This is a genomic window from Saccharospirillum impatiens DSM 12546, from assembly GCF_000423605.1.
In the GTDB taxonomy this organism is placed as follows: Bacteria; Pseudomonadota; Gammaproteobacteria; order Pseudomonadales; family Natronospirillaceae; genus Saccharospirillum; species Saccharospirillum impatiens.
On the sequence record NZ_AUIH01000011.1, the window covers coordinates 38,067 to 57,962 of the forward strand.

At 57.1% G+C, this 19,896-nt stretch carries 19 protein-coding genes; 5 read left to right on the forward strand and 14 right to left on the reverse strand.

The genetic code is table 11. The features are described from left to right. Positions 1–120: 120 nt before the first annotated feature. The gene (locus G565_RS0109550; protein WP_028670722.1) at positions 121–876 is read left to right on the forward strand and encodes a helix-turn-helix domain-containing protein; all 756 of its coding nucleotides are present in this window, start codon (positions 121–123) and stop codon (positions 874–876) included. Positions 877–934: 58 nt separating this feature from the next. Here the strand turns inward: G565_RS0109550 and G565_RS25985 are convergent, their stop codons facing one another. Then, complete coding sequence (locus tag G565_RS25985; RefSeq protein WP_051207704.1) at positions 935–1,879, reverse strand: putative metalloprotease CJM1_0395 family protein; 945 nt, start codon at positions 1,877–1,879, stop codon at positions 935–937. Positions 1,880–1,919: 40 nt separating this feature from the next. Next, on the reverse strand, positions 1,920–2,156 hold the full coding sequence (locus G565_RS0109560; RefSeq protein ID WP_037338574.1) for a hypothetical protein: 237 nt from the start codon (positions 2,154–2,156) through the stop codon (positions 1,920–1,922). Positions 2,157–2,398: 242 nt separating this feature from the next. Between G565_RS0109560 and G565_RS25990 the strand changes: the two genes are divergently transcribed. The 3 genes from G565_RS25990 to G565_RS0109575 all read left to right on the forward strand — a co-directional run bounded on the left by G565_RS25990 (position 2,399) and on the right by G565_RS0109575 (position 6,376). After that, entirely contained in the window at positions 2,399–3,121 is a 723-nt protein-coding gene (locus G565_RS25990; protein WP_051207706.1) for a ComF family protein, read from the forward strand. Positions 3,122–3,313: 192 nt separating this feature from the next. After that, the gene (locus G565_RS0109570; protein ID WP_028670724.1) at positions 3,314–4,285 is read left to right on the forward strand and encodes a serine/threonine protein kinase; all 972 of its coding nucleotides are present in this window, start codon (positions 3,314–3,316) and stop codon (positions 4,283–4,285) included. 303 nt (positions 4,286–4,588) lie between these two features. Further along, positions 4,589–6,376 carry a hypothetical protein gene (locus G565_RS0109575; RefSeq protein ID WP_157600045.1) on the forward strand — a complete coding sequence of 596 codons (1,788 nt, stop codon included), beginning with the start codon at positions 4,589–4,591 and terminating at the stop codon, positions 6,374–6,376. Positions 6,377–6,556: 180 nt separating this feature from the next. On the opposite strand, the gene nusB is transcribed toward G565_RS0109575, so the two are convergent. The 6 genes from nusB to G565_RS0109605 form a co-directional block, all read right to left on the reverse strand. Beyond that, on the reverse strand, positions 6,557–7,012 hold the full coding sequence (gene nusB / locus G565_RS0109580; protein WP_028670726.1) for a transcription antitermination factor NusB: 456 nt from the start codon (positions 7,010–7,012) through the stop codon (positions 6,557–6,559). A 3-nt stretch (positions 7,013–7,015) separates the two neighbouring features. Next, positions 7,016–7,504 carry a 6,7-dimethyl-8-ribityllumazine synthase gene (ribH, locus tag G565_RS0109585; protein WP_425413970.1) on the reverse strand — a complete coding sequence of 163 codons (489 nt, stop codon included), beginning with the start codon at positions 7,502–7,504 and terminating at the stop codon, positions 7,016–7,018. A gap of 94 nt (positions 7,505–7,598) precedes the next feature. Further along, a complete protein-coding gene (gene ribBA / locus G565_RS0109590) occupies positions 7,599–8,732 on the reverse strand; it encodes a bifunctional 3,4-dihydroxy-2-butanone-4-phosphate synthase/GTP cyclohydrolase II (protein ID WP_028670728.1) in 1,134 nt (377 codons plus the stop codon). A 126-nt stretch (positions 8,733–8,858) separates the two neighbouring features. After that, positions 8,859–9,965, reverse strand: a complete 1,107-nt coding sequence (gene ribD, locus G565_RS0109595) for a bifunctional diaminohydroxyphosphoribosylaminopyrimidine deaminase/5-amino-6-(5-phosphoribosylamino)uracil reductase RibD (protein WP_028670729.1) — start codon at positions 9,963–9,965, stop codon at positions 8,859–8,861. 7 nt (positions 9,966–9,972) lie between these two features. After that, a complete protein-coding gene (gene nrdR / locus G565_RS0109600) occupies positions 9,973–10,434 on the reverse strand; it encodes a transcriptional regulator NrdR (RefSeq protein WP_028670730.1) in 462 nt (153 codons plus the stop codon). Between the two features lie 499 nt (positions 10,435–10,933). Further along, positions 10,934–11,260 (reverse strand): c-type cytochrome, encoded by a 327-nt coding sequence (locus G565_RS0109605; protein ID WP_028670731.1) that lies wholly within the window; start codon positions 11,258–11,260, stop codon positions 10,934–10,936. Positions 11,261–11,428: 168 nt separating this feature from the next. On the opposite strand from G565_RS0109605, the gene G565_RS0109610 reads away from it, so the two are divergent. Next, entirely contained in the window at positions 11,429–12,358 is a 930-nt protein-coding gene (locus tag G565_RS0109610) for a hypothetical protein (protein ID WP_028670732.1), read from the forward strand. Positions 12,359–12,659: 301 nt separating this feature from the next. On the opposite strand, the gene G565_RS0109615 is transcribed toward G565_RS0109610, so the two are convergent. From G565_RS0109615 to G565_RS23660, 6 genes are all read right to left on the reverse strand, one after another. Then, entirely contained in the window at positions 12,660–14,045 is a 1,386-nt protein-coding gene (locus G565_RS0109615) for an L-serine ammonia-lyase (RefSeq protein ID WP_028670733.1), read from the reverse strand. A gap of 133 nt (positions 14,046–14,178) precedes the next feature. Next, a complete protein-coding gene (locus tag G565_RS0109620) occupies positions 14,179–15,090 on the reverse strand; it encodes a DMT family transporter (protein WP_028670734.1) in 912 nt (303 codons plus the stop codon). A gap of 280 nt (positions 15,091–15,370) precedes the next feature. Beyond that, positions 15,371–16,633, reverse strand: coding sequence for a serine hydroxymethyltransferase (gene glyA / locus G565_RS0109625; protein ID WP_028670735.1), 1,263 nt, complete (start codon positions 16,631–16,633; stop codon positions 15,371–15,373). A 244-nt stretch (positions 16,634–16,877) separates the two neighbouring features. Further along, positions 16,878–17,255, reverse strand: coding sequence for a DUF2750 domain-containing protein (locus G565_RS0109630; RefSeq protein ID WP_028670736.1), 378 nt, complete (start codon positions 17,253–17,255; stop codon positions 16,878–16,880). 185 nt (positions 17,256–17,440) lie between these two features. Beyond that, complete coding sequence (gene ushA, locus G565_RS0109635; protein WP_211227154.1) at positions 17,441–19,003, reverse strand: bifunctional UDP-sugar hydrolase/5'-nucleotidase UshA; 1,563 nt, start codon at positions 19,001–19,003, stop codon at positions 17,441–17,443. A gap of 330 nt (positions 19,004–19,333) precedes the next feature. After that, positions 19,334–19,720, reverse strand: coding sequence for a GIY-YIG nuclease family protein (locus tag G565_RS23660; RefSeq protein WP_245584161.1), 387 nt, complete (start codon positions 19,718–19,720; stop codon positions 19,334–19,336). Between the last annotated feature and the right edge of the window lie 176 nt (positions 19,721–19,896).

The window sequence follows — 19,896 nt, forward strand, 5'->3', positions numbered from 1 at the left end:
TGTCCGGGCCAGTAGCCATAGTAGGCGCGTTCAGGGTAACCACAAGCGCTGTACATGAAGTTGAAAGATGTGCGACCATTAGTAGCATATTGCGCTACCTTCACCAAGGCCAAGGACGTCATGTCTCAGACTGTACAACTTGTAGACACCCTGAAAAAACTGCTGCGCGAGCGTAAAATCACGTACGCCGAAGTCGCTGAAAAGCTCCACCTCAGTGAAGCCAACGTGAAGCGCATGTTTTCAAAACGCCACTTTACACTGAACCGCCTCGAAGAGGTCTGCGACATGGCCGGTGCAGATCTGGGCTACCTGATGGCCCGGATGCATGAAGGCACCCTGGTGCTGGATGAATTGAGTGAAGATGATGAGCGGGAGCTGGTGTCCGACCCCAAACTGCTGCTGGTTGCCCAATTGCTGGTCAACCGCTGGGAATACGAAGACATCACCTCAACCTATGTGATTGACGAGTTCGAGGCAACTCGCCTGCTGGCCCGACTCGACCGCCTCGGCATCATTGAATTACTGCCGGGTAACCGGGTGAAAACCAAGCTCTCGCGTGACTTTCGCTGGATCCATAACGGACCGGTCTATCGCTTCTTTGAACAAAACGTGGCGCGGGACTTTTTTAACTGCAAATTCGATCCCAAGGCCGGAGAGTTGCTGGTGTTTGTCGCTGGCATGCTGTCACGCCAGTCGAACATGCACCTGCAAAACAGCATTCGCAGGCTGGCCCGCGAGTTCGATGAACTGAGCAAGGAAGATGGCAAACTGCCGCTTGAGGACACCTTTGGCACCGGTATGGTGCTGGCCATGAGGCCCTGGGAATTGAGTATCTTTGCGGAAATGAGACGCGGACCCAACCTGAAAAAATTCTGACCGCCCGGCAGTAGTGTTAACCATCCGGCAGTAGTGTTAACCATGAAGTCGAGTAGTGTTACACCATGAAGTCGAGTTGACGACCCAGGGTATCGGCCCGTGCCTGAGCCTGATACTGGGCATCAAGCAGACCACGAGTTGCAGCCGCCAGATCACTGCTCCTCTGATCACTGTCTGACGCCCGCTCCGTGGCTTCGTCCGCTTCGGGACCAGCCGCACCAGCCCGATCTGCGCCGCTTATGGCCGGGGCATCACCAGCACGGTCAGTGGCCGTGGCTGCATCGCCTTCTGCTTCGGTCTCTTGTGGTGACAGATCTTCCCTGAACTCCTGGCGCAGCTCTATCTGGGCATCCATTTTCAACTGCATCGCCGCAGCGGCGACCGAGCGATCCTGGGCGGATGGCTCGGCAGGTGCCAGTGCCGCTCGCCGAACCTGTTCGGCCTTAGCCATCGTAGCCTCAGGGTTGCCAGGAATCGAGCTGATATCGATCGGCACTTCGCCGGCGACTGCGTAGCGCTTGCCATCCGGACCGCGCTCAAAACTCAGGGACATACCACCGGCATACTGACCACCAACCGCCTGGTGCGCCTGTTCATGCGAACGCACTTCCCGGTCCCGCGCTGCCAGCTCCCGAATCGTTTGCAGATCCTGATCCAACTGGCGTTGCTCAGCTTCCTGACGTACCGCGCGGGATTCATCTCGCTGGCGCGCGAAAGCACTTGTGTCATCGGCCGCAGGAGGGGTCTCATCGGCGGGTTGGGCCTGGCTCTCTGCCTGGGCTACCGAGGCCGGACTGGCCGATGGGTTGTTCTGTACCGGTTGCGTCTGACGGTCGCTTCGGTCAGGACGATTCTGCCCCGGCGCAGTTGTTTCCGCCTCTTCAACCGGAGCAAACACGGCCGCGTCGTTATCCCGGCGCTGTTGCGCGCGCTGGGCCATATCCCCGAACGGATTGACCGTTGGGGTAATGGCATTGGGATAAAGACCCGTAACAGTTGACATCGTTTCGCGTTTGCTCCGCTTTACTGCACAATAAAAGGCATCAGACCCGGATATCGATCAGGGTACCCAGCATGTCAGAACCCGCCTCGACGACACGGGCACTGGCCTGAACCTGGTTCTTCGCCTGAATCTGATTCACCAGAGGCTCCACAATCGACTCCGGGCCACCCGCAGCGGGAGGCACATTGGCCTGGGCAATCTGCTGACCACTGCGATTCAGTGAGTACAGCCCGCCCTGTATCCCGGCAACGCCTGCGTTCATGACTGAACTGATCATTTCACCTCCACTGGCCCGCCCTGACCGGGGCGGCCCGACATCCGCTGAAAGTGCCCACATAGCAGGCACAGGAACGGTCTTTTAACCGACTAACATGGTTACATTTTAACCAACTTACCCGACCAAGCTGTAACATTTTGTAAAAACTGTTCACAATAGCCTCCTGATGGCCGAAAACATCAGAGCCACGCCGTATTGCGATTCACGGCAAACAGACACCGGAGGTCAGGGAGCACCCCGGCATGCAAGGGAATTCACTCAAACTCCGGTCTCTGGCGCCGGCATTTAACCGTCTGCTCGACCAGTTTATGACCAGTCTGTGCCCGCTGTGCGAACAGCCTTCGGCTAATAGCCACCTCTGCGACGTTTGTGCTGGCTGGCTGCAGCCTCTGCCAGACCCCTGCCCGGGCTGCGCCGCCCCCAATACCCTGAGCACCACCTGCGGCCGCTGCCAGCAACGGCCGCCACCCTGGCAGACGTCGACCGTCGCCTGGGAACTCAGTGGCGCGACCCGCTTTCTCATTCACCGCATGAAGTATCACCGGGATCTGGCCAGCGCCCTGGCTCTGGCGCATCAATGGTGGCAGCTTCAGCCCCAACAACAACCGACTATAGACGCACTGATACCCGTCCCGCTGCATCGCGCCAAGGCCAGGCAACGGGGCTTCAATCAGGCGCAATGGCTGGCCAGTCACTGGTCGAAGCAAGCCGGTGTACCGGTCTGGTCAGGCCTGATCAAACAACGGCCAACGCCACCGCTTGAAGGGTTGAACCGGGCTCAGCGGCGCCAGACACTCAAGGGAGCCTTCTCCCTGCTGACACCACCGCCCAGGCGGGTCGCCATCATCGACGACGTCCTCACCACCGGTGCTACAGCTGCGGAAATGACCCGATCCCTGCAGCGGGCCGGCGCTCATCACGTCGAGCTCTGGACTCTGGCCCGGACACCCCTCGGGAACCGCTAACCAGGCAGACTACTGGGGGCATTCCAGCGCCAAACACCGCTCTACCCTGACTGAGCCAGGACAGCTGACCTGTCCATCAGGCGACACGCTGTTACGTACAAGAAGCCAGAGCAGCTACCCTCGTTGTCAGACGAACAATGACAGGCGCGGCAAATACACTACAATGGGCGCTCGCTTTACTCTGGACTCATCATGTCACCCTCTGCACACCCGTTCGACAGCCTCAGTCAGGATCGCATCATCGACTGGCTGGAGTCGCTCGGGACCTTATCCGATTACCGAATTTACCCCCTCAACAGCTATGAAAACCGGGTCTATCGGGTCGGTATTGAAGACGCGTCTCCGGTGGTATTAAAGGCATACCGGCCGGGACGCTGGAGCGAAGCACAGATTCGCGAAGAACTGACCTTTACCGAGCAATTATACGACGCTGAAATCCCGGTGGTTCCGGCCATGAAACTGGGCGATGATACCCTTCATCAGCGAGACGGTTTCTGGTTCGCCTGCTTTGAAATGCGCGCCGGTCACGCGTTCGAGCTGGACAATCCGGACCAGATGTATCGCATCGGGCAACATCTGGCCCGCTTGCACAACGTCGGTGAGACCTCTGTATTCAAGCACCGGCCGAACCTGTCGTTGACCGAGCCCATCATCCAGGCACAGCGCTTTTTCGCCGACAGCCCACTACTCCCCAACGATTTGCGCGCTAACTACCTGGCTACGCTGGCACCCATTGCCGAGTTGATTCAACGCCGCTTCGAACCTCTGTTTCGTCAGGCTGCGTCTTTGCGCATTCACGGCGACTTTCACGCCGGTAACATCCTCAGCCGGGATGACCAGCTTCTGATCGTCGACCTCGACGACACAGTCATGGGACCGGCCGCCCAGGACATCTGGAAACTGCTGTCGGGCGATAAACAAGAGCAGGCGCGGCAAATCAACGAACTGGAAGAAGGCTATGAGCAATTCAGGCCGTTCCCGCGCAAGGAGCTGTCGCTGCTCGAACCCCTGCGTACCGTGCACATGATTCGACACACCCTCTGGATTGCCCAGCGCTGGGACGATCCGGCCTTCCCGCGCGCCTTCTCCTGGTTCGACAGCCAGCGTTTCTGGAGCGACCATCTGCTCGCCTTACGCGAGCAATGGGCGCTGCTGCAGGAATAAGAAACTGAGGCTCCAGGGTTAGGGTCGCTTGGGCGGCATTGACCCGTGGCGCTTGTCATAACAGCGAACGTCGAAACATAACTAAAAAAATGAGAACTACTGATCGAACCGGGTCCGAGTGACTGGACCCGACTTTAAAACCGCCCTATAGTGCCGATTCTGCCCGGCGGGGCTCCGACCGCATTGGGTCGTCCGGTTTGAGCGTGTGACCAGGAAGTCAGACGATCTGCTTACCCGGCGGCTGGCCTTACCGGAGTGCCGACTGAACAGGCAGGATTTCAAGTAACGTATGGAGACGTAATCGTGACTCATTTTCCACCTCGACTTTCCCCCGGCAATGCCCGATGGCTGCCCGCCCTTACTGCAATGGCTCTGGCCACTGGTTGTGCAACCACCGGTTCCGACCGCTTTATCGACGCTCCGGCGCTGGTCAGCGGCGAAGGCCTGCAATCGGAACTGAACACATCGAGCCCGACCAACCTGAATAACGGCGCTCGCTACTCAGCGCACTGGTTTTGCGCCACCGACGCTGAACCCCTGGCGTTTTATCGCTTTCAGGCGCCTTTTGCCGCCGAACTGACTCTGTTCAACGACCAGGGCTGGCTAATTGATCAGGCCAGCGTTAACCCGGAGACCAGTGATGGCGTCACGATTCTGATGGGACCGGATGCCGGCCAGTGCTCGTTGCTGGTGGTTAATGGCACCAACGACGAAGCCTATGGGCCCTACCGCCTGATCGACCAGGCCATTGCCGGCCGGACAGACACGCTGGGCACTGACCAGTCACTGGTTGGTTCCCTGGCAACGGACAACAGTCCGACCCGATACCCACTGAGTATCGATTCGCCCACTCAGATCAGTTTCACCCTGAACGACGCCAGTCGCTCTCTGGGCATGCAACTGACGGGCCCGGCCGTCAACGCAGAAGCCACAGCCTGTGGCGACAGCAGCCTGACGCTCGATGCCTATCTGGAGCCCGGTGATTACGAACTGGTTCTGCAGCCCGACCGCCGGCCCACTGAACCGGTGGATGAATACGACTATTACGAAACCGAAACGCCCCTGTGCTCCGACGCTCTGGTTGACGAGGGCCGCTTCTACCAACTGGATACCGCCAGCACGACCCTGCCTGATGGTATTCGCAACGGCGGCCTGCTCGAAGCCGGTGAAACCCTCTCGGGTCTGATGCTGTCTGCCGAAGGCAATCGCTACACGCTCGAACTGGAACATCCGTCTGAAGTCGTCTTCAGCCTCGGCTCCGAAGACTTCGACACCATGCTGTCAATCACCGGCGACAACGTTCAGCTCGACAACGATGACTACGGCGATGGCACCGACTCCCAGGTCTCTTCCATCCTCATGCCAGGCAGCTACACCGTTACGGCAATGAGCTATGAAAGCTACCCGGTAGACGGCATTTATACGCTGAATACCCAGGTCACACCCTTTGAGGGCGACCTGCGCAACAGCGGCGAGATCGCGCCGGGCAGCAGCCTGATCGGCATGCGCACCGACAATGACAACCGCTACACTCTGACGATCGACGAGCCATCCGAAGTCAGCATTGCGCTGAACTCCGTCACCTTCGACACGACTCTGGCGCTATCGGGCAATGGTTTGGACATGAGCGACGATGATGGCGGCGGGGATACCAACTCCCTGATCACCACTATCCTGCAGCCGGGTACCTACTCACTCACAGTGGGTGCCTATTCCGGCAATGGCCTCTATGACCTGACCGTCAACAGCAGCGAAGTTCAGGGTGAACTGATGAACAGTGGCACACTGAGAGCAGGTGACATTGTCTACGGTGATCTGCAAATGGGCAGCAGCCTGACCTACACCATCACCCTCGACGCAGCACGCACCGTGAGCATCGACGCTGTTTCATCGGCCGTTGATACGTTGATCACCCTGGTCGGACCCGGCTTGTCGTTGGAGAACGACGACGGTGGCGACGGCACTAACTCGCGCGTGGAAGAGTTCCTGCCCGCTGGAACCTACACCCTTGAGGTGCGCGGTTACAGCGGTTCGGAAAGTGGCCAGATCCGCATTGAAGTGCAAATGGATCTGTCCGACGCCCAGTCCTGAGACTAAAAAACGTTAGAAAAAAACCGCCTGTTGGCGGTTTTTTTTTGCCCAGTTACTTGGCTTGGCTGGGTGGCATTGGTCCGCAGCCGCTAGTCACCTCAACGAACTCTACAACTTGAGTTGTAGGCAACCACCCAGCTAAGCGCCTGCTACCCGGTGGCTGGCACGAACTAAAGGTACTTACTCCCGAGGAGCCCGGGAAGCGGTCACTTCGGTAGCCCGCAGCCGCTGCGACAGTTTGTCCAGTACGCCATTGACGTAGCGGTGGCCTTCACTGGCACCGAAGAGTTTCGATAATTCCACGCCTTCGTTAATGATCACCTTGAAGGGAACATCAATCCGGTGCACCAGCTCATAGGCACCCATGCGCAGTATTGACAGCTCAACCGGCGTCATCTCACGAACCGAGCGATCCGTCACTGATTCAATATTGCCATCAAGCTCAGTCAGTGTGCTTGGTACACCGCGCAGCACTTCACTGAAGTACTCCTGATCCACCTTCGCCATGTCATGATCGGCAATGAACTCGGCTTCAATCTGATTGACAGGAGACGACGACAGATGCCACTGATACAACGCCTGCATGGCCAGACGGCGAGCCTTGCGGCGGGCCGCCATATTGGGACGCTGGGTCATGCCTTAGCCCTCGATCTGTTTGAACAGATTAACCATTTCCAAGGCAACCAACGCCGCCTCGGCACCCTTGTTACCCGCCTTGGTTCCTGCTCGCTCAATGGCCTGTTCGATCGAATCGACCGTCAGCACCCCGAACACCACCGGCATACTGGCCGTCAGTGCCACGGAGTTGAGTCCGCCAGCGGCTTCACCCGCTACAAAGTCAAAATGCGGAGTTCCACCGCGAATTACCGCACCCAGAGCGATGATCGCATCATAGCGCTCTGTTTCTGCCAGTTTCTGGCACACGATAGGCAGTTCGTAGGCACCCGGCGCACGGATAACAGTAAGCTGTTCATCCTTAATGCCGTGACGTTTGAGTGCGTCGAGAGCACCGTCGAGGAGGCTTTCAACCACGAAACTGTTCCAGCGGCCAACAACAATGGCGTACCGGGCATCGTTGGCCGAGAAATCGCCTTCCAGGGTGGTAATGTTTGAAGTCATAGCAGTCATTGTCTAATCCTGTCTGAACGACGACCCTTCAGGCTCGCCGTCGGTTGATCACTGTGTTTTGGGCAAAAAGTGGGTATGAATGAATCAGCCGCTATCAGGCTTCATCGCCTGCGGCCGGAATATACTCGACCACCTCCAGATCAAACCCGGAAATGCCGCCGAACTTGATCGGTGAACTGAGCAGGCGCATCTTGCCCACACCGAGTTCGCGCAAAATCTGCGACCCGGTACCGATGGTGGTGTAGGTGCCATATTTGTCAACGTTCGGATTGCGAGTATTGGCGCGGTCGTCGCCCTGCATCATGGTCAGCTCCGTCATCACATCCGGCGCCTGCTGGACATCCAGCAATACCACGACACCCGAGCCTTCTTCGGCGACGCGCTGCATGGCGGCGTCGAGCGTCCAGCCATGGCCCCGGGCGGGATTAACCCCTAGCAAATCACGCAGTGTCTGCGCCACATGAACCCGAACCAGCGTAGGGCTCTCGGGCTTGAACGGCCCGCCCAGCGTCAACGCAATGTGCGTACCGCCGCACAGGCTGTCGCGATACACCTTAACGCTGAAGTCACCGGCACGAGTGCTCAGCGACCGCTGTTCAATCTTTTCGATGGTGCGCTCGTTCAGAATCCGGTAGTGAATCAGGTCAGCAATGGTCCCGACTTTTAACCCATGCTCTTGCGCAAAGGCTTCAAGATCGGGCCTGCGAGCCATGGTGCCATCTTCTTTCATGATTTCGACAATAGCCGCTGCGGGAATCAGCCCAGCCATACGGGCCAGATCACACCCTGCTTCGGTGTGGCCTGCACGGCTGAGAACGCCACCGGGCTGGGCACGCAACGGGAAGATATGCCCGGGCTGAACAATATCGCTGGGCTGGCTGGCTGAGTCGACCGCTACCTGAATGGTGCGCGCCCGATCCGCCGCCGAAATTCCGGTGGTCACGCCTTCCGCGGCTTCGATCGAGATAGTGAACGGCGTGCCATAAGCCGATCCATTGTCTTTCTTGACCATGGATTCCAGACCCAGAAAATCACACCGTTCTCCGGTCAATGTCAGGCAAATCAGCCCACGGGCTTTGCCAGCCATGAAGTTGACGATTTCAGGCGTGATTTTTTCCGCCGCGACAATCAGGTCGCCTTCATTCTCACGGTCTTCATCGTCCATCAGGATAACCATCTTACCCTGGCGGATGTCTTCAATAATGTCTTCGATGCTGTTCAGCGCCACGTTCAATCCCACTGCCGGGTTCATCGTCACCGCCGAAGCAGACAGCCCGGCGTTCAAAGTCGCCATGGTACCAGAAGCCACGACAATTCGCCGCGCCGGGGTTCGTTTTCGGGTGTTTTTCCTGCGTTACAAGCCAGGCTCATTCGGCCGCAACTGCAGTCGCAGGTCTGGCCCCACGGAGCGCACATCCATAACGGAAAAAGCCAGCCCCTCAGCCAGCCGGTCAAGCTGAGCCGAAAACAGCGGTCGGGTTGCCGCACCCAGCAGCACCGGCGCCTGATACAACCACAACTCATCGACCAGGCTCAACTGCAATAAGGCAGCGGCCAATGTCGCTCCCGGTTCGGCCCAGACCTCATTATAGGCTTGCTGGCCCAACCAGATCATGACAGCGGTCAGATCCAGATGCCCGGCGGCATCCCGAGGCAGCACCACCAGGCGTGCGCCCGTAGCCGTAAGCGCAGCCCGCCGCGCTTCGGGGGCCTCATTGCCGTGCAGTATCCAGGTTGCTCCGGGCAGCGACAGCATTCGAGCGTCAGCCGGTGTGTTCAGATGCGTATCAAGAACAACCCGGTCCGGTTGCCGTTCGGTGCCCTCAAGACGCACCGTCAGGCTCGGGTCGTCGGCTTGAACCGTCCCCACACCAGTCAGAATGGCGCAGCGTTCGGCCCGGGCCCGCTGTACGTCAGCTCGCGCGGCCGGGCTGGTTATCCACTGGCTTTCACCACTGGCCATCGCCGTTGCCCCATCCAGGCTGCTGGCCAGCTTGAGCGTCAGCCAGGGTCGGCCCGTGCTCATGCGCTTGAAAAAGCCCCGGTTCAGCGCTTCAGCATCCTGACTGAGCACTCCCGACCGCACATCTATTCCTGCTGCTGCCAGCCGTGCCAGCCCCCGACCTGCAACCTTCGGGTTCGGGTCTTCGATGGCACAGACCACGCGCGCCACTTTGGCGGCAATCAATGCTTCAGCACAAGGCGGCGTGCGGCCATAGTGACTGCAAGGCTCAAGCGTCACATAAACCGTGGCGCCCCTGGCCCGATCGCCCGCCGCAGCCAGTGCATGCACCTCGGCATGGCCAGTGCCGGCACGAACGTGATGCCCCTCACCGACATTCTGTCCATCCCGAACAATCACACACCCTACCCGCGGGTTAGGCATGGTAGTGGTTAGGCCGAGCGCCGCCAGGCCCAGTGCATGCGCCATCCAGAATTCGTCAGATTGAGTCTCTGTCACACCACCCTCATTCGGTACGCTTTTTTTCGAGCCGATCAATTTCACTGCGAAATTCGTTTAAATCCTGAAAACTTCGATAAACTGACGCGAACCTGACATAAGCAACCTGATCCAGTTCACGCAGTTCGTTCATCACCACTTCGCCCAGGCGTCGAGAAGGCAGCTCACGCTCACCGGTTGCGCGCAGGCTTTGTTTGATTCGCGCCAGAGCCGCTTCGACCTCTTCAACACTGACGGGGCGTTTTTCCAGCGCGCGCTGCAGGCCAGCCCGCAATTTCGCTTCATCGAAGGGTTCACGATTGCCGTTTTGCTTAACAATGCGCGGCATCACCAGTTCCGCCCCTTCATAGGTGGTAAAGCGCTCGCCGCACTGCAGGCATTCTCGACGGCGACGCACCTGCTCGCCTTCAGCAACCAATCGGGAATCAATGACCTTAGTGTCTTGTGCTTTACAGAATGGACAGTGCATCGGTTAGAACTCATTCGGACAATAAGAAAGGACGGTATCTGAACCGTGTTTCAAGCCGCTAAAGTGTACTCTGCTACCGACTATTTGGCGACACACCGACCACCACAAAATCGTTGACATTTTAGAAAGCTGGCAATCATGCGGGTTCTGGAGCGGGCGTTTATTCACAAAATCGAATGCACTCAAAACGAGCACGCCAGGCCTGTCTATACAACCTGAGCCTGACCATTGGAAGACCATAACTAGCTGTTTTTATTGATTTTTTTCATGGCTGTTTATTTTTTGATCAAGCTTGCGCAACGTCACTGTCATGCCGATTCGAGCCAGCTGTAAAGAGTATATTCACAGACTTATCCACAGTTACTGTGGGCACCTTTTGGTAAGCCAGACACCATCTGCCCGGGCACAAAAAAGGGGCGAACCAGCGCCCCGGGTTACATTAGTTCGAGCCTCACAATAAATGCGACCCACTGTCTGCGTGATCCGCACCAGAAAGCGTTTAACCGCCTGCGGGCAAACTTGCGTAGTAGGCTGCCAGATTGGCGATGTCCTGTTCTGAAAGCGATGCCGCTATCCCCCACATCACCGCTGCATTGGCACCCTGGCGCTGCTGCGATTTATAGGCAGCCAACACGTTAACCAGATAGGCTTCTTTCTGGCCCGCCAAATTAGGATAGATAGGAACCGAAGACACGCCGTTAGCCCCATGGCAGGCTGCACACACCGCCGACTTGGCCTTTCCTGCGTCAACATCGCCCTCAGCCCAAACATTCACGGCCAACAGGGCACTGACACCCATCAACATCGCCTTAACAGATTTGTTCATCAACACTCTCTCTCGTCATTCAGCAAATTAGGGCCCAAGTAAAGAAAAGGCCGTTTTAACGCTATTTAGGAGCAGCAATGCTCCAAACCTAGAACCCGGTCACCGTTTCGAACTCAGTAAAGCATACAATGACTTTACCTTCATACCTTGATGTAGAGCATGCCTACCATGTCTGATCGCCCTTACTTGCTGTCAAAGGCGTCTATCCTGGCCATTTCACTGACCGCCTTCCTGCTGGCCGCCTGCGGCCCCGAATCCAACAGCCGCTACGGAGACCAGTACTGGGACCCATGGGACACCAAAGAAACCTTTGACCCCATAGACGCTCCCGAATTCTCCGTGGAGTTCTACAGAACCAGTGACGAAGGTGTCGATCCTGAAGTATACGAAGCCCGCATAACACTGGATGCCAGCGAAACCTATGAACGGCTCTATGGTGGCGCGTATAGCTGGGGATTTCTGCGCGGTAACAAGGAGCGCGAAACGCTTACACCTCTGGGTGCGACAAGTGATTTGCAACTTGTCTATGCCGAAGACTCTGATGACCCAAACTCAGACGAACGTCTGAGGGCAACAATCCCCGGCGACTATCGAATATTTATGGTGGGTGAAACTGAAGGCCCTTTAGGTAAGATTACAGTTCGATTCGACGATATGAGATTTTCTTTACCAGGCTGCCAAACAACCTTCGAATACTATGAAGATAATATCGACGATACACTGGAGGACTGCGCAGAATGTCACCAGAGAGTGCGAGCAGACGAAGAAGACCCGTTCCAGCCAGGAGACTATTTGCGGTTGCCTACGAACGACTTCAACGTTCGTCGACGCAACTTTTTAGAACACGTTGATACCAGAATCGATGAAAGCAACCTCAGCTTGCCCAATTGGATTGTTAATCCGAGCCACCCAGGCGACGGAACCATCACTGAAAATTCGGTGGCATATGAGAATATTGCGGAATTCATAACCATGCTTGAAGCGATCAAGTCTGAAAACAACACAATATCGAGTGCCAATAACTCCGGTGGAGACACAATTCCAGAGGATTTCTGTGTCACTAAGCCTGCGGACTTTGCGTTTACGGTTGAAGAATAAGTGGATCAAAAGACAAGAACGGGGTATGGCTGGCGCAACGGGCAGACATTAAACGTCGCCTGTCGGTTTCAATGCAGACGCTGTTTTCTTCCGGTCGCCCAGAGGACTGATCTGCTACGAATGAGAAGGTTCTAGTGGTACCACCAAGACGAGTGCTGGTTGCCGGGTAGACCTGGCCGGGGGAGTCCGCAACATGGATGTTGCGGCCTAGGCTCCATGGACGGATTCACGCTGACCCCGGCCAGGTCTACCCGGTAGCCAACACGAATGATTGCCTCTAACACCAAGCAACCACCAGACCTCAACAAACCACAACGTTAACCGCCAACCCACCCTGAGCGGTCTCCTTATATTTGGACGCCATGTCTTCGCCCGTCTGGCGCATGGTTTCAATCACTTCATCCAGCGATACGCAGTGATCACCCGGTTCACGCAAGGCAATGCGCGCCGCTTGAATGGCTTTGACCGCACCAAAGGCATTGCGCTCAATGCAAGGCACCTGAACCAGGCCGCCGATAGGGTCGCAGGTCATGCCCAGGTGGTGCTCCATGGCTATTTCTGCGGCGTGTTCTGCTTGCGCGGCCGTCCCGCCCATGACCTCAGCCAGGCCAGCGGCGGCCATCGAGCTGGCAACTCCAATCTCGCCCTGACACCCCATCTCCGCTGCCGAAATGGACGCGTTACGCTTGTAGAGCCAACCGATGGCCGCCGCCGTCAACAGAAAACGGCGTTCGTCATCAGCAGTTAATCGGGGCATGTGGTTATGAATGTAGGCCAACACCGCCGGTATCACACCGGCTGAGCCGTTGGTCGGGGCAGTGACCACACGCCCGCCCGCCGCGTTTTCTTCATTGACGGCCAACGCATAAACACTGACCCAGTCGATGACACCGAGCTGATCTTCGGCTGCCTGCTGGCGCAGTGAACGGGCCATCCGTGCCGCACGGCGCTGCACCTGAATACCGCCAGGTAACGGCCCCTCGAGATCCATGCCACGGTTCATGCAACTGACCATGGCCTCATTAATGTGGTCAGCCCAGCCCATCACATCCCCTTCCGATGTTCCCAGTCCGACCTCGTTGGCGAGCGTAATGTCCGCAATCGTCAGGTTATTGGCCTGGGCCTGATGCAACAGCTCGGTGGCATTAAAAAAGGGATAGGGTCGCTGATCCGGAAACTCGGTCAGCAGATCGCGCTTGGCCGAGTTTTTCGCCAGTTCGTTGGCAATGGCACCACCACCCACCGAATACCAGGTTTCACTGAGCAAAACGATGCCGTACTCATCTTCTGCGGTGAACCGCATGCCGTTGGGATGCTCTGGTAAAAACACATCAGTAAAAAAGCGGACGCATTCGCCCATCGTAAACCGTAGAACCGGACCTCCGGGTAGCGGAAGCCGTTCATCCGTTTTCACCTGCAGAAAGGTGTGGTCTGCGACTTCCGGGTCGACCGTGGCGGCGTCCAAACCGCACAGGCCAAGCACAACCGCTTTGTCGGTTCCATGCCCGACCCCGGTCAGCGCCAGCGAACCATAGAGGTCGGCTCTAATCTGTACGACAGTATCCAGCTTCCCCTGTTCTTTCAGGTGTTGGACAAATCGTTCGGCCGCTCGCATCGGGCCGAGTGTATGAGAAGAAGACGGCCCGAGGCCGACCTTGAACAGATCCAGAACTGAATAGGGTTGCACGCTGTCATCTCCGCAATATGAGTCGAACCAAAACCAAAGTGACTCAGAGCTGACGTCAGGGCAATGCGCCGGTGACAATTAGCCACGCCCTGCGTTGTCCCGACGATTGTACAGCGGCTTTCTACCTGCCCGGTTAGCCGGTTACGGCGGGCGGAACCTCCGGCGGTATCCGATGGCTGCGATCCTGACTGAGCAGCACACCAACAAACACCAGCCCAATGGCCAGCCACTGGCTGAGAACCAGGCGTTCACCCAGCAACAGCATTGAAAACAGCAAGGTGAACACCGGCAATAAATTGGTGTAACCCGCCGCGACCGTTGCTTTTAAATGCGTCAGCGAATAGTTATAAAGACCGTAGGCGCCGAGGGTAATAATCAGGCCCAGGTAGATCAACAGACCAAAGGTCGACAGAGAGATCTGGTCAGGCCAGGGCGACGCCAGTGCCAGCGGAAAAAAGAACAGAGTCCCCACAAACGACTGCAAAGCGGTCAACAGAAAAGCCGAATACCGTCGAGTCAGATGCTTGACCAGCAAGGTGTAACCCACGGCGCTGACCATGGCCAAAAACTCCAGGAAATTGCCCAACAAGGCATTGGGCGCCTGCTCGCTGTCTTCGCCCGTCAGCGTCATCCAGATCACGCCTGTCACGGCAATGCCAAAACCCAACCACTGACGCCAGCCGCTGCGCTCTTTCAAAATGAAGAAAGCCGCAATGGCAACCATCAGCGGCAACATGGCGGTTATCATCCCGGCCTGCCCCGCGCTGGTGTATCGCAGCGCCTGAGCTTCAAAGATGAAATACAGGCAGGGCTCAAACAACGCCATACCAAGCAGGTACTTCCAGTCGCCGGGCTGATACACAAAGCCATGCCGCAACCAGGGCCAGACCGTCAGAAAGGCAATGGCACCAATGGCCATGCGCATAAACACCACAATCATCGGCGACAGGTCAGTCACTGCCAGCTTCAGCGCAATGAAGGAACTGCCCCACAACACCATCGCCAACAGCAATGCCAGATGGCTGCGCAACACCAGGTTATCCATGGTTTGTCATTTCCTAACATCGGGGAACTCACGTTCCAGAGTTCGCAAAAGGGTTGGTTGCCAATAACCCGCCCCGGCTACCAGGTAGACTCCTCAAGGGTCGGCGTAAACCCATCCATGAGGCCTGGACCGCAACATCCATGTTGCGGACCCCCCTTGATGAGCCTACCTGGCAGCCGGGGCTAGCCTAGTGCTTGGCGAACTCTGAAACGCGAGTTAACAGCCACCTACAAAAAAGGAGGCCGCTGGCCTCCCTTCGTTTCTTTGCTGAGGCAACGGATCAGCGATAAACCGGCAGCTTCGCGCAAATGGCCAGTACCTTGGCCTTCACCTCAGCGATGACGCCCGTGGCGTCACCCTTTTCCAGGCCATCCAGTACATCGCAAATCCAGCCGGCCAGTTCCGCTGCTTCGGCTTCCTGGAAGCCGCGGCTGGTGATCGCCGGGGTGCCGATGCGCAAACCCGAGGTCACAAAAGGTGAGCGTGGATCGTTGGGCACGGCATTCTTATTCACGGTAATGTTGGCGTCGCCGAGTGCGGCATCGGCTTCTTTACCGGTGTATTCCTTACCGATCAGGTCGACCAGGAACAGGTGGTCATCCGTACCATTGGAAACAATGTTGATGCCACGCTCAATGAACACGTTGCACATGGCCCGGGCATTGTCGACAACCTGTGCCTGATAGGCTTTGTAATCATCTGACATGGCTTCTTTGAAGCAGATCGCCTTGGCCGCAATGATGTGCATCATCGGGCCACCCTGGCTTTCCGGGAAGACAGCGAAATTCAACTTCTTGTTCAGTTCTTCGTCTTCACGCGCCAGAATCAGGCCGCCGCGAGGGCCACGCAGGGTTTTATGGGTCGTGGTCGTCACCACGTCCGCAAAGGGTACCGGGCTCGGGTAGACACCGGCGGCAACCAAACCGGCGACATGCGCCATATCAACCAGCAGGTAAGCACCGACTTCGTCTGCAATGGTGCGGAAACGGCTCCAGTCTACGATGCGGGAGTAGGCTGAAAAGCCGGCGATGATCATTTTCGGCTTGTGTTCACGCGCCAGCGCTTCCATTTGCTCGTAATCGATTTCACCGGTTTCAGCGTTCAAACCGTACTGAACCGCATTGTAGATGCGACCCGAAAACGAAACCGAAGCGCCATGTGTCAGGTGGCCACCGTGTGCCAGGCTCATGCCCAAAACCGTGTCGCCCGGCTCGCACAACGCCATGAAAACCGCTGCGTTGGCCTGTGAACCGGAATGTGGCTGAACATTGGCGTAACCGGCACCAAACAACTGTTTTGCCCGTTCAATCGCCAGATTTTCAACCACGTCAACATGCTCGCAGCCACCGTAGTAGCGCTTGCCTGGATAGCCCTCGGCATACTTGTTGGTCAACTGGGAGCCCTGCGCCTGCATCACCCTTGGCGAGGTATAGTTTTCAGAAGCGATCAGTTCAATGTGCTCTTCCTGGCGCTGGCGCTCGGCTTCCATGGCGTGCCAGATGTCGGCATCAAAATCGGCGATGGTTTGGCTTTTCTCAAACATGTCACTCTCCACAAGTATAGATGGGCTGCCGATACCGACCCTGGCACGGGTCGCAACAACTCAATAATCACTGGCTGAAACTGACCAAAAAGACAGTTTTAGTCAGTGATTTCAGGGGGTTCAGAGGGCGGCTATTGTACCTAAAGCGAAGCGGTTTCCCACCGCCCGGGCGGGAAATTGATCAAACAAAGACCAAAAAAGTCAGTCATACCATGGCAATCTGAATGAACTGACAGTGCCTGCGTTATTCCGCGGTTAACGAAGCAGCCATATCATCAGGCTCAACCACAATGCCTTCGTCATCCTGGCTTGGGAAAACAGCCAGGGCGACGCCATCAGCCTGAAGGCCGGGCAACCAGCGTTGCTCCCAGGCAGCAGCATCGATCGAGAGGGGCGTGCAGTCAGCCCAGTCGCCGTTGATCCATGCTTGGGCGCATTCGGTATGGGGCCAGACTGGCAGGCAATCCTGACCGTCACTGGACATCAGAACCGTGCCCTGGTCACTGCGCAAAGACCAAACGCTCTGTCCGGCCTGTACCCGTTCAATAAGGTAGTCATAACGATCCGCAGGAGATAATGCCTGGAGGTCTTGGAGTTCTTCCGGGGAAAGGGAGTTGGTCATCAGTTGGGCCCTGGTGGACAAGTAAAAGCGGTCAGTGTTCGCCCTGGGAATCGGTCGGACTCCTGGCAGGCAGCGCCACTGAAAGGCCGGCCATAGTAGCAGCACACCGGAAAATTGCCATGCCGGAACACAGAGCGAAAAAAAAGGGCCGCACCAGGCGGCCCTTCTCTCGTTACAAGTGTCGTTCAGCGACGTACGACTGACAACCCGGGGTTGTAGTTGTCAATGTTCATCGGGCTGTTGGCCTGAATGAACTCAACCATGACGTCAGCATCGACAAAGCCGGTATTCACATAGTTCGGGTGATCCGTGAGCACCGGATAACCGTCGCCACCGGCAGCCATAAAGGCGTTCACAGCCAGACGATACATGCCGTTGGGGTCGATTTCGCGACCGTTGACGATGGCACGCGTCACTTCGCCATTGGCGATGCGCAGATTCACACCATCAAACTGAGCAAATGCACCACTGCCTGCCTGCTTGGAGGCAGCAACGTCCAGGTAATCCATCAACTCGGCACCGCTGAAATCAACGTAGGAGACCATGTTGCCGAAAGGCTGTACGGTCAGCACATCCTTATAGCTGAGGTCGCCACCGTCCATATCGGCACGAATACCACCCGAGTTCATGACAGCAACGTCAGCCTGGGTCTTAACCCGCTGAGCACGTGCCACCAGAACACCCAGGTTGGTCGGCTGGTTGCGCACCACGCTGCGATCCCCAATGAAGTCGCCATTGACCGAACCGATGATGGTGTCGAGCGCCGCACTGCCTGCTTGCTGATACTTGGCGAGCATGGCCAGCATTTCCAGGTTCTGGGCCACTTCAGGGCGCAGTAACTGACCGTCTTCTTTCAGGTTGACCGGAATCAGGTCGTATTCGTAACTGGCGATTTCACCATTGCGAATGGTCAGATCCAGACGACCGACGTATTTGCCCCATTCGTGAGCCTGAAGAATCAGCGTGTCGTTCACTACATCCGGCTCGAACAGCGGGTTTTGGCTGTGACCACCGACAATGACATCGATGCCGTCAACGTTGCGCGCCAGAGTCACATCCCCGGGCGCATTGCCCCCGAAATTGCCATTGGCATAGTGCCCCATATGAGTGACCGCAATAACCAGTTCTGATTTGGCATTCAGCTCGGGAATCAACGTCCGGCCGACGGTCGACGGACTCAGGAAGTCGAGATCGCCAATGTACTCCGGGTTACCAATTTTGACCGTATCTTCGGTCGTAAAGCCGACAACCGCTACCCGGTTACCCTGAACATTGAACATTTCATAGGGTTCAAACAAAGTACGGCCGTTGTCTTTGTAGACAATATTGGCGGACAGGAACGGGAAACCGGCCCAGTCTGCTTGCTCCATCAGAACGTCGCGCGGGTTGTCGAATTCGTGGTTGCCCACGGCCATGGCATCGTATTCGAGCATCGCCATGCCCCTGAAATCAGGTTCCGCATCCTGTAAATCCGACTCAGGCACGCCGGTGTTGATATCACCGCCGGACAGCAGCAATACCTCACCACCGCTGGCTTCAACTTCAGCGCGGATGGAGTCGATGAGCGTCTTACGGGCAGACATACCGTATTCGCCGTCTCCATTGCGCCAGAAGCGGCCGTGGTGATCGTTGGTGTGCAAAATGGTCAATTGATAGTCAGTGTCCGGCTCATAGCTCGGACCCATCATGGCGCAGCCGCTCAGGAGGACGACCGCCAAGCCCAGCGAGGCAGGTACTAGCGTTTTCATGTTTGAGTCTCCTTTCATTCTTTTTTTTGGCAGGACCTGACCTTTTGGTCAACCCTGAATTTCCACTTTAACCCGTTCTGTGACAAACCGAAACCCGAAAATCAACGCGTCTGAGTCGGGCGCCAGAACAGTGCAAAAAACCGGGTATCCAGCCCCATTCCGGTGCTGTGCCCGGGTTAACGGTGTGCGTTCGACGAGCCGCACCGTTCGGTTGGGCCCCGATAGCATCACCGGCCAAAGTCAGGCACCCCCGACTTTGGCCGCATAGCAGCCAGATCACTCACAGAGTGTAGGCAAGAACCCCGCCAGTGCCAGCACGCTAACTGACAATTATGTCTTTCGGGTGACAGGCTCGGGCGATGCCGGAATCGGGCTTTCCTGCCCCGCCAGCAGTGCCTGCTTGCCAGTGCGGGTGAGTTTGCGCAGGGCGGCCTCGCGCTGGCCAGCGTGGCTTCGATCGCGGCAGGCTTCCCGGTAAACGAGTACAACCGGTCGTCGGGGGCGCGTATAACGGGCACCCCCGACCAGTTCGCCATTGTGTTGCCGCAATCGACGCGCCAGGTCGGTGGTGATGCCCGCATAGAGGGTGCCGTCGACGCATTGAACCAGATACACCCACCAGGATGCCACCGGATCGCTGACGCTCGTCTCAGCGGATTGCCCGGTCGACTCGGTATCGACATTGGCTGGCATTCTGGGCCGGTCTACTTGCTTCAAAACAGCACTCTGCAGTCGAAAGCGGGGAAGGTTTCAGAGGGTTATGGTTACCGGCCCGGTCACTGCAGTCAAATAACCGACGCTAAATAGCCAAATGAGGCTCAGTTTCAAGGCGCAGGGGTTTCCTTCAAACACTGCTTTACCCTAAACTGCGAGAACCCAATCACAAACTTGCC